Source organism: Neptunomonas phycophila (assembly GCF_001922575.1).
GTDB lineage: Bacteria > Pseudomonadota > Gammaproteobacteria > Pseudomonadales > Balneatricaceae > Neptunomonas > Neptunomonas phycophila.
On record NZ_MRCI01000001.1, the window covers coordinates 2469904 to 2484181 of the forward strand.

General features: G+C 44.7%; 14 protein-coding genes. 3 read left to right on the plus strand and 11 right to left on the minus strand.

Annotation, left to right across the window (positions count from 1 at the left end; translation table 11 throughout):
- The 8 genes from BS617_RS11195 to speB all read right to left on the minus strand — a co-directional run bounded on the left by BS617_RS11195 (position 1) and on the right by speB (position 7774).
- Positions 1-483: a hypothetical protein gene (locus tag BS617_RS11195; RefSeq protein ID WP_075172886.1), complete on the minus strand. Its 483-nt coding sequence runs from the start codon at positions 481-483 to the stop codon at positions 1-3.
- 276 nt (positions 484-759) lie between these two features.
- Positions 760-1692, minus strand: coding sequence for a 2-hydroxyacid dehydrogenase (locus BS617_RS11200; protein ID WP_075172887.1), 933 nt, complete (start codon positions 1690-1692; stop codon positions 760-762).
- Positions 1693-2433: a class II aldolase/adducin family protein gene (locus BS617_RS11205; protein WP_075172888.1), complete on the minus strand. Its 741-nt coding sequence runs from the start codon at positions 2431-2433 to the stop codon at positions 1693-1695. It abuts the gene before it with no gap.
- Positions 2433-3959 (minus strand): ABC transporter permease subunit, encoded by a 1527-nt coding sequence (locus tag BS617_RS11210; RefSeq protein WP_075172889.1) that lies wholly within the window; start codon positions 3957-3959, stop codon positions 2433-2435. The genes BS617_RS11205 and BS617_RS11210 overlap by 1 nt, the downstream gene beginning before the upstream one ends.
- 47 nt (positions 3960-4006) lie before the next feature.
- Entirely contained in the window at positions 4007-4807 is an 801-nt protein-coding gene (locus tag BS617_RS11215; RefSeq protein ID WP_139303159.1) for an ABC transporter substrate-binding protein, read from the minus strand.
- A gap of 46 nt (positions 4808-4853) precedes the next feature.
- The gene (locus tag BS617_RS11220) at positions 4854-5903 is read right to left on the minus strand and encodes an isopenicillin N synthase family dioxygenase (protein WP_075172890.1); all 1050 of its coding nucleotides are present in this window, start codon (positions 5901-5903) and stop codon (positions 4854-4856) included.
- Positions 5904-5939: 36 nt separating this feature from the next.
- Positions 5940-6797: a sugar phosphate isomerase/epimerase family protein gene (locus BS617_RS11225; protein ID WP_075172891.1), complete on the minus strand. Its 858-nt coding sequence runs from the start codon at positions 6795-6797 to the stop codon at positions 5940-5942.
- A 26-nt stretch (positions 6798-6823) separates the two neighbouring features.
- The gene (speB, locus tag BS617_RS11230) at positions 6824-7774 is read right to left on the minus strand and encodes an agmatinase (protein ID WP_075172892.1); all 951 of its coding nucleotides are present in this window, start codon (positions 7772-7774) and stop codon (positions 6824-6826) included.
- 161 nt (positions 7775-7935) lie between these two features.
- Between speB and BS617_RS11235 the strand changes: the two genes are divergently transcribed.
- Both BS617_RS11235 and BS617_RS11240 read left to right on the plus strand, forming a co-directional pair.
- On the plus strand, positions 7936-8838 hold the full coding sequence (locus BS617_RS11235; protein ID WP_075172893.1) for a LysR family transcriptional regulator: 903 nt from the start codon (positions 7936-7938) through the stop codon (positions 8836-8838).
- A 218-nt stretch (positions 8839-9056) separates the two neighbouring features.
- A complete protein-coding gene (locus BS617_RS11240; RefSeq protein WP_075172894.1) occupies positions 9057-10166 on the plus strand; it encodes a glycerol dehydrogenase in 1110 nt (369 codons plus the stop codon).
- Positions 10167-10227: 61 nt separating this feature from the next.
- Here BS617_RS11240 and BS617_RS11245 read toward each other — a convergent pair whose 3' ends face one another.
- The 3 genes from BS617_RS11245 to BS617_RS11255 form a co-directional block, all read right to left on the minus strand.
- A complete protein-coding gene (locus BS617_RS11245; protein ID WP_075172895.1) occupies positions 10228-11397 on the minus strand; it encodes a sterol desaturase family protein in 1170 nt (389 codons plus the stop codon).
- A 65-nt stretch (positions 11398-11462) separates the two neighbouring features.
- Positions 11463-12098 carry a leucine efflux protein LeuE gene (leuE, locus tag BS617_RS11250; protein WP_075172896.1) on the minus strand — a complete coding sequence of 212 codons (636 nt, stop codon included), beginning with the start codon at positions 12096-12098 and terminating at the stop codon, positions 11463-11465.
- Between the two features lie 161 nt (positions 12099-12259).
- Positions 12260-13159, minus strand: coding sequence for a homocysteine S-methyltransferase family protein (locus BS617_RS11255; RefSeq protein ID WP_212667428.1), 900 nt, complete (start codon positions 13157-13159; stop codon positions 12260-12262).
- Positions 13160-13447: 288 nt separating this feature from the next.
- On the opposite strand from BS617_RS11255, the gene BS617_RS11260 reads away from it, so the two are divergent.
- Positions 13448-14257: a transporter substrate-binding domain-containing protein gene (locus tag BS617_RS11260; RefSeq protein WP_075172897.1), complete on the plus strand. Its 810-nt coding sequence runs from the start codon at positions 13448-13450 to the stop codon at positions 14255-14257.
- Positions 14258-14278: the final 21 nt, after the last annotated feature.

Genomic DNA, 14278 nt, shown 5'->3' on the forward strand with positions numbered 1-14278 from the left:
TTAACTTTTTATAATTCTAAGAACAACAAGCACTGCAACACACACAAGACACACTTGTACTATTATTAAAAAGATTGGCATAAACATTTTTTTATTATTAGCAATCTTTTTATTAGCATCATTAATAAAACTAAATTCCTCATCAGACCTAAACAAATTAAAGGTTTTATAAACCAATAAAATACATTGCAAACAAATAACTAACAGCAACATATTGGCTATATACAAACCAACAGAGCCGATTTTTTCCATAAAAATAGTAATAACAGCGAGTAAAGAGAAGCTTAACAAGGTTAACATCTCTAACTTAATATCCCTGCGCTCAAACTTGTAGACATCCACAACCATCATGAACAGGACAAGCAACGGCAGATGAACCCACCCCACTAGTGAGTTGTAGAAATAGATAGCCTGTACCAAAACAACAACAGCCGTTGCATGGAAAAAAAATTTAGAATACGAAGGAGTAATAGAAATAGCCAAAAGTTTACCCTGTGAAACCTTAAAAAAATCAACAAAAACGTCAACCTGATTTAGGAAACATCATTATATTTATTAAGTTTATCGTTATTTTAACTATTGGTTTTAACAGATGGGACAAGTCTACTGATAAAAGACAGCGAGTAACAAGCCAAGGAATTGTGTTTTTTTTATTTCAATATCGCAAAAGTGCATTGCAAGTTTTACAGAGACGTTATACTAAAGACTAAGACCGAAGCGTAGAACTTCGATCTTAGACGAGTACAAAAAGAAAAACGCTTAGTAGCCTAAGGTGCGGTCAATGGTATTCAGTAGTGGTTGGTCTTTAATAAAGCGCAAAACGTTATGATGTACTTGATGCGCGATCATGGCCGCTGAAGATGAAGAAGCCATATGAGGCGTTACAATCACCCCCTCGGTCGTCCAAAGCGGATGATCAGCTGGTAGAGGTTCAGCGGTAAAGACATCTAACACCGCGCTTCTTAGCCACCCTGTTTCCAGAGCACTTATCAAGTCTGCTTCGACCAAATGCCCACCTCGCCCGGTATTCACCAAGCACGCACCTTTTGGCAGAGCCTGAAACAATGAACGGTTAAGAATGCCTTGCGTTGCTTGGTTAAGCGGCAGCAAATTTACCAGCACATCGACTTGCTCCAAAAAGCCCGTAAATTCTGACGGCCCAGAAAAAGTTGAGACGAGCTCAAGCTGTTTAGGGCGGCGAGACCAGCCCGATACGGAGTAACCAAACTGTGCTAAGCCCGTCGCTACATGCGCTCCTATTTCACCCAAGCCCATCACCCCTACTCGGACCTCATTTGCAGGGAGCTGTGGGTAAAGATGCCATCGTTGCTGAGCTTGATTCTTAACAGCGCGATCAAAATCACGATGGTGATTTAAAACACACCAAAGGACATACTCCAACATGCCTTGCTTTTGATCGGGGTCGACGATACGCGCAACGGGTAAACCCGACGCCAACAAGCTTTGACCTAAATGATCGACACCTGCCGCGGCAGAATGAAGACATTGTATCTGCGGAAACTTATCCAATAATGCTTGATCAGGATGCCAGCACACCGCCATTTGAGCATCACCAGCATTCGAGTCCTGCGGCAGACACACGGTAATATCATCAAATTTACCCAGCTCCATTAACAAACTGCTCGAAAGCTCAGCATCATCAATAGAAATTAGAACAGTAGGAGACATCATTTAATCCTTATAACTTGGGTCTAGACGGTCGAGCTTTCTAACCCATGCGTCCCAAACCACATGGCGTTCATGTTCCACACCTTTAAACTGCCCGCACACATGTTCAGCTAATGAATCCGGAATCTCATTAATAGGTGATAACGACGCTAATTGAGCCGTAGCTAACTGAATTTCGCAAGCCCGATTCAGGTAAAACATAATCTGAAACGCATCTGCCACACTTTGCCCCACACTCAACAAGCCATGATGCTTCAGCATGAGCGCGATATTGTTACCCAAAGACGTTTGGATACGCGCCCGCTCTTCTAAGTTAAAAGCAACACCTTCGTACTCGTGATACCCCAAGCGGCCATGGAACTCAGTGCTAATCTGATTAAGATTTAACAAGCCCCGCTCACAAGCGACAACAGCCATACCTGCTAATGTGTGCGTGTGCATAACACAATGCGCATCATCACGCGCCATATGCACAGCACTGTGTATCGTAAACCCGGCGAGATTGTAATCGGATTTTCCGTCCAACACACGACCATTCACATCAACCACAATAAGGTCACTGGCACATATTTCATCAAACATTAAACCGAACGGGTTGATCAAGAAACGAGGCTCACCCGCGCCAGGAAGCCTCACCGAAAAATGTGTATAAATGGTGTCTTCCCACCCCATCATGGCAGCTAAGCGATAAGCGGCCGCTAACTGCTCACGTAGAACGGTTTCGCTCTCAGGTAAATGATTCATCACGCGCTTCTCCCCATAAACTCACGCATGCGGACATACTCGATTTGCTGATTTTGCTCATCAATAATAGCCGTCGGTTCCGCATTTAATTGGATCACACCATGCTCCATCATGACCACACGATCAGAAACGCTCAGTGCAAAGTCCATTTCATGGGTTACAATAATCATTGTCATACCCTCTTTCGCTAAATCTTGGATCACTTTTAACACTTCAGAGACCATCTCTGGATCCAGCGCGGAGGTAGGTTCATCAAATAAAATAATATCGGGTGATAAGGCCAATGTACGGGCGATTGCAACACGCTGCTGTTGACCACCGGATAACTGGTGAGGATATTTATCGGCATGGGCCAACAAACCAACTCGGTCTAACAAATAATAAGCTTGTTTACGGTTGAGTTCGGAATCACTGGGTTTACCGTGATAGCGCGGCGCCATCATAATGTTGTCTAATACTGTCATATGAGGGAAAAGGTTAAAGCTCTGGAACACCATCCCAATCCTTAGCATACCTTTTCGTAGCACCGTTGGATTCGTGTTGTTTTGGTCTTTTATAAAATCTTCACCAAACAACACTATCTCACCACTATCAATCGTTTCGAGCTTATTAATTGTACGGATCAAGGTCGTTTTACCAGAACCTGAAGGGCCTATAATGCTAACGACTTCCCCTTCTTTAATTTTTAGATTAACCCCCTGCAACACCGTATGTTCGCCATAAGACTTGCGTATATCACGTAACTGTAATGCCGGCGGAGCACCTGCTGTCTGGGATGGCTCCCGGATAGGCATAGGCAACGCGGTATCACGCAACTCATTACAACGATCATCATTTAAGGTCTGTGGCGCACGTGACGGAACGTCCATCCGCCGCTCAATCCACTGCAAAACCGAACCAAAAACCGTCACAATCAATACGTAATACACTGCAACAGCCAACAAGGTTTCTAGTACCAAGAAGTTTTGTGCATATAAACGCTGACCCGTTTGTAAAAGCTCGGGTAAAGAGATAGCCGACACCAACGAGCTCAACTTAATAATAGTGACGTATTCATTAATCAGCGTCGGCATAGAAATACGAATCGCTTGTGGAATAACAATCAAGCGTTGAATACCCAAATAACTGATATTTAACGCATGGCCCGCTTCCTTTTGCCCTTTAGCAACAGAAAGTAAGCCGCTACGGTGAATCTCTGCCATGTAAGCGGCTTCTGTGACCACCAAGCTCACCAAACCTGCGATGAAAGGCACCCCCAGGAAGGCGCCAGTGGACGGAAAAAGCTGAGGCAAATTGTAAACAAACACTAAAACAACCAGCAAAGGCACGCTGCGAAAGAACCAAACGAAGGTCTTTGCTGGTAGGTTCAACCATTTATGTGAAGACATTTTGGCAGAAGCGATAAAGAAGCCTAAAACGAGACCAATCCCCCACGATAATGTACTAATTAACACCACGGTGACGCATGCCTTCCAAAATGCACTCATCGTGAATAACGAGAAGAAATATTCCCAATCTAAGCTCATAGCTGCTCCTACCTAAATCGTATTAGTTATGTCTTAAATGAATGGGGTTAGTCGTTAACCGGTGTAAGTTCGTACTTCTCAATTAATGCCATGTAAGAACCATCAGCCTTGATTGCTGACAGCGCACTTTCAAGGCTTGCTTTAAGAGCCGCGTTGTCTTTTTTCACATACATGCCCAGAGTCTGTGGATAAACGAGATCTGGCGAACTAATTTCGATACGCCCTTTTGTGCGTTCAGCAAACATTTTTGCCGCACCAGCAATTTCCATTTGCGCTTGAACGTTACGTGATAAAAGAGCCTGAGATACTTCTGGCGCTGAAGGGAACTCTTGAACCGTAATACTTTCTTTACCATTTGGCAGGCAATAGTCTGCCGATAAATCATTCAACGCTTTTACCCAAGTTGTTCCCTGCTGTAAACCTACTTTCATACCGCATAAATCTTGTTCGGTTTTAGGCTGAACCTCAGCGCCTTTAAGCACCATAATCGAGGCGCCGGTTTTCGCGTATGGAATCGCGTCTGCAATTTTTACTCGTTCAGGCGTCACGTACATTCCAGAAATCACCGCGTCGAATTTATTCGATCCTAGCCCCAAAATTAAGCTGGTGAACTTGGTATCATTAAACTGTGGCTTAGCTCCCATTTTGGCCGCTAAAAGAGCCGAAATCTCTGGATCAAAGCCTACAATTTTACCGTCTTTATACGATTCAAACGGTGGGTAACTCACTTCCATACCAACGCTTAACGTATCCGCTGACATTAGCCCTTCAGCATGCGTCATTTGGCTTGCACCAAGAGTCGCTAACGTGGAGATACCAGCAAGTAGTAATGATGTTGTCATTTTCATAGTAAAGCTCCTTTTAGATCTATTGATCTCGGTTTTGTCGTTACGATTAATTTTTATGCTTTTTTAAATGTCCAAACGTCGCTACTCCCGTTGCGCGTTCAGGTAATGCGGCTTCGCCATTGGCTACTTTTTCTCGTAAATAACGATAAGTCTGCAATGCTTGGCTATACATATGCTCGCCAATGCTTAACTCTTTGTAGGATTGCTCCTGTGAATCAAATTGCGGAAGCGGCTTAATCAATGTGTGGTAATCGCAAGCAAAAAATAACGGAAATGAATAACGCTCTTGGCTAACCTTACGGACACGATGCGATGTAGCAATAAACTGGCCAGCTGTTAACACTTCCAGCATGTCACCAATATTTATAACCAGCGCTTCTTCACCATTTTCAACTAAAGGTGGCGCATCAACCCAATCGCCTTTTTCATTCATCACTTCCAAACCAGGTTGGTCTGATAAAAGCATGGTGAAACACTCATAATCCGTATGCGCCCCAATACCAGGGCGGTCTTCTGCGTCTGCATTAAACGGATAATGAATAAGGCGAAGTTTTGACGGCGGGCAAGTCACCATGGATTCAAAATGGTCTTCAGGTAAATTAAGCGCCAGTGCAAATCCAGAGAACAGTTTGCGGCCTAATGCGAAAACGGATTCGTAATAATCTAATATAGACGCCCTAAATTGAGGCAGATCAGGCCACTCATTAGCACCAATAAGAGGCGTCCCTTTTAAGACAAGCGGATGATCATCAGGAGCCTGAAAACCTACATCAAAGGCTTCTTTTTTATCAGGTTTACCGCTGCCATAAATTTCTTCGCCCTCTGGTACAAACCCTTTATGACTTTTAGATGCACCAATGTAGTACTGCATCTTCTGCTCTAAGGGTTGAGCAAAAAACTGCCGACTAGCCTCACGTAAAGCCTTAATTTTGTCAGCCGGAATACCATGACCCGTCACATACAAAAAACCAACTGCGCTAGCCGCCTGACCCATTTTGAAGGCAACTTTTTTACGATCGGTTAACGAATCACTCCACAGATCAGCAATGTTGACGACCGGAATCGAAGTAAAAGCGATAGGTTGTGTATCTGACATGAAAATCCCCTGTTTATAAATCATGTAAAATCGACTCTATTGTGTGGCGTACATGTGTGCTAAAAATTCTTGAAAGTGCTGCCGCTCAGTTAAAGCCATCCAATCATTCAACGACGCTAAATCAGCCACTGGCACATTAGTAAAAGGCAGATGGTGCAAATAACCATCGGCCCCAAACTCTGTGGTCAAGGTGGTTTGTTCGTAACCTTTTTTTAGGTGCTGTCGCCAAACGCTTTCCCAAATCCCTTGATGAAAAGCCAACGATTCCGCATATTCTGGAGCAGCAGGATGAGGCACTTGAGGGCCTTGGTCATAACCGACCCGAGCTTGAATATGATGAACGCGTTCTAGAAATGGTGATAAATCATCTTGCTCACTGTTCAGTAATCGCTCGCAGACCAACACCCAATGGCTAATATCTGTCGTAAATTGCAGGTCGGGTAATTGTCGAATTAAATCCATGGTTACCCACGGGCTATATAGAGACGATGCGCGGTGTGTTTCAAAGCTGCAAAGCATATTGTGGTCTTTTGCTAACGCTTGCGCTTTACCAAAAAAGTCCACTTGCTCTGTCAGCGACCAACGATCATTCCCAGGAAGAACATTGATAAAACGTGGCGCTAAATCATGGGCGTCTCTTAGTTTGCGGGCTAAACGTTCTAAGTGCTGAGCGCTGGTTTCAGACTGATCAGGAATCACGTCTGAGCCGGTAAAAATAATACCTATAAAGCTCAAACCTTCATCTTCTAGCACGCGTCTAAAGTGCAGGCGTTCATGCTTCTCTTCGGAAAAGCGTGATTCAACACCGCAAAATCCCTTTGCTTTTAGTCCCCCAGCCAAGCACTCAATTGGGGTTTGAACACCCCATAAGGTCCGAAAAATTTCTAACTTCATAACACACCCGCTTGCTCAACATAGGATTATCGATAAGTCACACCCGGCAAAACGCATAACATTTCGTACAGCAGGTTAGCCGCCAATTGTGATGTGTTGCCGCTCACGTCGTAAGGCGGTGCCACTTCTACCAAATCACAGCCGACTAGGTTCAACCCTTTACAACCTCGTACAATCTCTAGCGCTTGAATAGAGGTTAAGCCGCCAACCTCCGGTGTTCCTGTACCCGGAGCCCAAGCAGGATCAATACCATCGATGTCAAACGACAAATAAACAGGACGATCACCAATAGCTTGACGGATATCGGCCATGAGCGGTTCGAGTGATTTATGCCAACATTGCTCAGCTGTCTTGAGCGTAAACCCTTGGCTTTCACCCCATTTGAAATCCTCAGCCGAATACCCCTGAGCACGCTGGCCTATCTGGAAAACATGCTCACAATCCAACAACCCTTCCTCAACAGCACGGCGAAAAGTGGTACCGTGAGCAATCTTCTCGCCAAACATGGTGTCGTTCGTGTCGGTGTGGGCATCAATATGAATTAAGGCAACAGGGCCTTGCTTTTTAGTCAGCGCCCGTAAAATCGGTAAGGTAAGCGTGTGATCTCCGCCTAAGGTAAGCGGTATTAAAGGATAAGGGTTTAACTGTGTGTAGTAATCTTCAATGATGTCGACAGACTTAAGCAAGTTATAAGTATTAATGGGGACATCGCCAATATCTGCTACCGATAATGAATCAAAGGGTGCCGCGCCAGTTGCCATGTTATAAGGGCGAATCATAACCGACTCGGCGCGAATTTGACGCGGCCCATATCGCGTTCCGGCCCGCTGAGATGTACCTATGTCCAACGGAATACCAATAAAAGCTGCATCTAAACCGGCTAAGTCTTCAACAAAAGGCAACCGCATCATGGTTGCTCGTCCACCAAAACGTGGCATATCGTTTCCGCTTTGGGGCTGATGTAGTGGCTTTTCCATTCTAAATATTCCTCAACTGATGATGCGCAATAACAAAGTGCGCCTATGGCATATATTCATCCTAGGTAAGCGACCTTGACGGTTAAATAGCAAACCTGAAATAATCAGTTCAGAAATTACTGAAGTAAAAAACCTTCCAAAATTACGTGGAAACACCCTAAATGAGATCTGAAAAGCGCATCAATATCCGGCTTTTAGAAGTGTTTATAACGGTTGTAAAACACCAAGGGTATTCAGGTGCCCAACAAGAGCTCAATCTCACGACCTCGGCTATTAGTAATTACATGAGCGAGCTTGAAAGTTATTTAGGCTTTGTCGTGTGTCAACGAGGTCGGTCAGGCTTTATGCTGACCGAAAAAGGCCAAGAATTCCTTCATCAAGCCGTAAAGCTACTGGCTGAGATGGACGAACTAGAAAGGCATGCAGAAGCCTTAAAAGGCGATATGGGCGGCACATTTCGTATTGCGGTTTTAGACGCTACCGTTATGGATGAAGTTCTATCACTGCCAGAAATTATTCAGCAATTTAACGACCGCTTCCCCGCCGTGCACCTCAACTTACAAATACGCAGCCCGCACGAGCAAGTACAAGGCATCCTCAATAACCAACTAGATCTCGCCATTGGCAACTTCCCATCTAGCGTAAACAATGTCATAGAAGAAAAACTCTATCGCGAGCAGCATTGGCTTTACTGCAGCAATACTCATCCACTGTTTCCTGATCGCGGTGTCACCGTAGAACAAGTTACGCGCTATGGATTAGTGACCCGAAGCTATTGGAATGCCGCCGATCTTAGAAAACGCGGATTTGGTCACAGCACGGCAACCGTAGAAAGCATGGAGGCACAACTAGCTCTTATACTGTCCGGAAAATATGTTGGTTACCTGCCCGAACACTATGTGCAAATTGCGGTAAAAGAGAAGCGCCTGCGCCCACTCCTGCCAAGCGAATTTGGCTATCAAGCACCTTTTTCGATGATTTGTCGTCGTGGTCGCAGCAAAGAATTATTTATACGGACTATGCGCGAAATGCTAATCAAGCAAACCGCTAACCGTGCGAAGTAAGCAGCTCGAATTGCAGTGTCTAACACAAAAAACAATACCATAGACACAAAAACCACCCATTTAGTACTACTAAAAACCTCCTTTCGAATAATGGTACTTAGCACTCCTCAGGCATAGTTTACTTTTAGACCAAGCTTCACGCTGTATCGAAGGATTAAAATAACAAACCTAACGTACCGCTATATTCTTGGCCGTATAGCATCAAAGATGGAGTTTTTATGCTACCTACCCCTCGTACTGTCACGTCCCCAAAAAAATTTATTATAGGGCCGGGGCTACTCAGCCAGATGCATGATTATGTAAACGACTTTGGTAATAACGCCTTTGTAATCAGCGATGAGTTTATCTTAGACCGTGTGCATAACCAGTCGACCAAAGCATTTCAAGATGCAGGCATGAGTATCACCATCGAACGGTTTAACTATGAATGTACCGAGACAGAAATCAACCGATTAGGTTCGTTAGCCACAGAGAATGGCGCTAATGTTATCGTTGGCATCGGTGGAGGTAAAACATTAGACAGCGCAAAAGCGGTCGCTTTTTACCATAAACTTCCGGTCATTCTTTATCCTACTATTGCCTCTACCGATGCGCCTTGCACCGCATTAGCAGTAATTTATAAAGATGATGGAGAGTTTGACCGCTACCTTTTCCTACCTCAAAACCCTGATGCCGTTATAGCAGATACCGATATTTTAGCGGCCGCCCCCGCTCGATTTTTTGCTGCAGGTGTGGGCGATGCTCTTGCAACCTATTTTGAGGCGCGAGCATGTTACCAATCAGATGGCATCAATTTGGTATTGAAAAAGCCCTCCCGTACAGGACTTGGTTTAGCTAAGTTATGTTATGAACTGCTCTGCGAAAACGTTGCAGCCGCGATGGATGCAGTGAATAACAAGGTTTCAACTCCTGCCCTAGAACAAACAATAGAAGCTACTATTTACCTCAGTGGTGTAGGCGCAGAAGCGGGAGGTTTAGCAGCGGCTCACGCCATCCATAACGGTATGACAGCCGTGCCCGATTTACACGGCGCGCAGCATGGTGAGAAAGTCACCTTTGGGTTACTCACTCAACTCGTATTAGAAAATGCGCCACAAGCAGAAATTGATGAAGTTATACGTATCATTAAAACCGTAAACCTTCCCCTCACGTTAAAAGACTTAGGCCTTAAAACATTCGTAGAGGCGGAATGGCGTAAAGTAGCAGAAATTGCCTGTAGTAAAGAAGACACCATGGGCAATATGACCATGCAAGTCACGCCCAATGATGTTTATAACGCTATGATAGCAGCCAATTCTATGGCCGAACGATACAGTGCGACACAATAGCTAGCATTAAGACAGGGCGGCTCTTTTTTAGATCCACTCTGTCTTAACAATATCTCTATCTTTACTGTTTGGAACTGTTACTTCGCAGCCGTTTTCGATTGGCTTCAATGGGATAAAACGTTTGCCCGTAAATAGAACGGGGTAAACGAACTGTCGTTCCATATTCAGCTGGCCAGTGATTGCCCGGCAAGTGATAAGTGCCAAACATGCGATCAAATAAAACCGTATGTGCCGAATAGTTGGTATCAATAGCGGGCTTTTCGGAGCTATGGTGCCAGTGGTGGAATTGCGGCGTCACTAAAATATACTTAAGCGGCCCAAAAGGAAGATCCAAATTACAGTGGATCAAAATAGCTTGAAGCGCGGCAAAGGTAACGTAAGCATTTAACGCAACCTCATCAGCCCCGAGCAAGTACAGCGGTATCATAACCATTGCTCGCTCCGAAAACACCTGAATAAAATGCCCTCGCGAGCCTGCTAGCCAATCTAAATTTTCGATAGAGTGGTGAACCGCATGAATCGGCCACAGCGCTTTTATCTCATGGTAAGCACGGTGTTCCCAGTACAAAACAAAGTCTGCACATAATACGATGAGAACAAACTGCACTAAAATCGGTAACGATTGAACAGACTCCTGCACGCTTGGGCTTAATGCCCAGCTAAAGTGACTCGCATGGTAGTTAGCAAAAATCAAAATGGCAGAAATTGCCAAATGGTTAAAGCAGAAATAGAACATATCCGTGCCCCACTCGGGCCGGGTAATCAACTGGTCACGGTATTTAGGGAACACCTTTTCCAATACCATAAAAACAGCCGTAGACGCCAAAAACGCCAAAATCAACCAATCAACGCCTAATGACAGCTCTCGCGGTTCAACCGGACCAACAGGGATACTGTAACCTCCCAACGCAAAAGCAAGTAAGGTAAACCCGATACCCGTTAACGCGTAGTACTTATATTTGGCTCGGTTAAGCACCAAGGTTAACGCACCAAACATCAGCGAAAAATACATACCGTACTTAAGAACATCTTGTAGCTGCTTGGCATCATAGACTTTCCGCAGCTCAGTGGTCGTTAAATACGACGGATATAAATAAGCCAACACCGCGAGCAGGCTTAAAATGCCCAGCGTGACCGACAGATAACAACTAATGCGACCTTCGCCAAAGCGGAACTCTTTTGCGGGGTTTTTCTCGATTTGGCGCGGTTTATATTCGTATTGATCAGTCATTATTATCGTTATTCATCCATGTTAAAAAAGCGCACGTTCACAGTGCTTTAAACAGCGAATAGCCCCTAGTTGATAGCAGCCAATCGAGCAGCAAACCCCATAAAGATAAGCCCTAACAAGCTATTTCCAGCTTTTGCCATCGTTTGATTTTTACGAAAGTAACGGGAAAGCGAGCTACCGATAAGGATTAGCATCGTTAAGTACGTAAAGCTCACCACTTCCAGAATAACCGCCAAAATACTGTAGGAGATCCACGTGTGTTCGTAGTTGAAATCGATAAACTGAATAAAGAACGATACGTAAAATAAAATCGCTTTTGGGTTGGTCAAGCTCAACATCAAAGACTTACGAAACACTCTTTCTTGCTTCACTTTAGGGCTCGCAGAATGCCCTTTTTTTGCGATCCAGTTACTGTAAATTAACGATCCGCCCAGATACAGCAGATAAATCGCCCCCAAATAACGGATGATGGTAAAAAGGATAGGCGATGTTTGTATAAGCGACGCTACGCCAAGGTATGATAATAATATCAGTATCGCATCACCGATCAGCACACCGGAAGCCGCACGATACCCCGCATTAAACCCTAACGTAGAACCCGTTTTAAGCACATATAAAGAGTTGGGGCCCGGGGCAAGAATAATCACAACCAAGCCTGCAATGTACGTCCAGATATTGATAACGCCAAAACTTTCCAGCATAGGAACACCCTGCAATCCATCATGGGGTAAAAAATAGAATAGGCATTATAAAATATAAGGCGCTAAAGCGTCGAGATCTTATGCGGCGCACGGTCAACGAAGCGCCTGTAATACAGCCCCACAACAAACTATTTATGGGGCATACAAGCCACCGAACAGCGTTACAGGTTTTGCGCTAGGGCTTTGATATGATCAGGGCCAATACCACAACACCCCCCTATTAATGTAGCGCCCTGCTGCTGCCATTTTTTTGCCCACACGAGGTAGCTATCGGGAGTTAAATCCGCACGTAATTCATCCAACCCTTCGTTGGCCGTCGCGTCTTTTGGCTGAGGAGGGAACGCATTCGCATAAGCGCCTATCTGAATCTTCCGCGGCAAACCTGTTAACACAAGGTTGGCTACATCAATGGCATCGGCGATAATCTCAGGCTGGCTGCAGTTAAACAAAATGGCATCAACACCCGCGTTTGCCATTGCCAACACCGCATCGGCCACCGTTTCACCAGAGCGCAAGCAAGGCTCCGCTGTTTCGAAAGCATCTTCTAGCGTAAACGACACCCAATACGGCTTTTTCTGGGTATCAATCTCATCAACTAGCGCCATCATTGCTAATGACTCAGATATCAAGCTCTGTGTCTCATTAAGCCACAGATCGACATGATCATTTAGTGCATTAATCAACGGACGCGCAATATTATCTACCTGCTCTGGTTGATAAAGATCGGCCCGGTAAGAGCCAAATAAAGGAGCCAAAGAGCCAGCCACACGTACCGCTTGGCCACTTTCAGCAACCGCTTCATTTGCCACTCGGGCAGAATCCCGAGCTAACTGAGCCGCACGCGCCTTAAACACCTCTTCGCCGATATGGAACGGCACCAACGAATAACTGTTAGTCGTAATGACACGTGAGCCCGCCGCGATAAACGATTTATGTACCTCTTTTACAATCTCTGGTGCTTCCATCATCGCCAACGCAGACCATTCGGGTTGCTTAAAAGGCGCCCCCAAACGTGCGAGTTCGCGACCCATACCACCATCAAGGATTGTTAACGTATGCATATTGTTTATCCATCAGCTTAAAAATTTTGCCCATTTTAACGACGAAGCCATAAAAAATTAAAGGAGATAATAGAAAATTACCCGACAAATACGCATATAATAGTGAATTCATCAGCATATTGACGCCTAGCCATTAAAAAAATAGGGTCTTAGAGGCAGATATCATAGTTACTCCTAACCGGCGCTCTTGTTTATATTGTGTGCCCTATTCTGTTTAGCCAGATAGCCAGCTCTGCGACCTACACTGATCTAAACATCGATATGCCTAGCGATTGGATGAGGAAACACATGAAACCTAGTTTTAAAAAAGTATTTACCGGTTTAGCGCTTGCAAGCACTCTTATTGCCACTTCTGCTGCCAACGCTGCAAACTCAGCCATAGACAACATCCTTTCAAGCAATGAACTTAAGGTTTGTTTTGAAGCGGGTTACATCCCATTCGAAATGAAAACAAAAGACGGCCGTTTCATAGGTTTTGATATTGATATCGCTAAACACATGGCGCGCTCAATGGACGTCAAGTTTGTGCCTGTAAATACAGCATGGGATGGCATCATCCCTGCCCTGCAAACAGGCAAGTGCGACATTATTATTGGTGGCATGACGGTCACGGCACAGCGCAACTTAAAAGTAATGTTTACTGATCCGTATATCGAAATCGGACAAACCGTTATCATCAATCCCGCGCTAAAAGGTGAAATTACCAGCTATCGTGATTTAAACGATGCTAAATACCGCATCTCATCGCAGATTGGCACAACAGGTGCTGAAGCCGCTAAAAAACACCTACCAAAAGCGACATTAGACTTGTTCGAAACCTCTGCCGATGCCGTATTACAAGTAGCCAACGGCAAAGCAGATGCCTTTGTTTATGACTTACCTTACAATGCATTGTACGCTTCACAAAACAAAGATCGTGTTGCGCATTTAGCTGAATCCTTCACGTACGAGCCAATTGGTATGGCAATTCGTCAAGATGACCCTAACTTCCTTAACTTTTTGAACAACTACCTAGTTCAGATCAAGAAAGATGGCACTTACAATCGTATGTATAAAAAGTGGTTTGAGTCTGATAGCTGGGTAGATAGCATCCAGTAAACGCTACACTTTCACCACCTA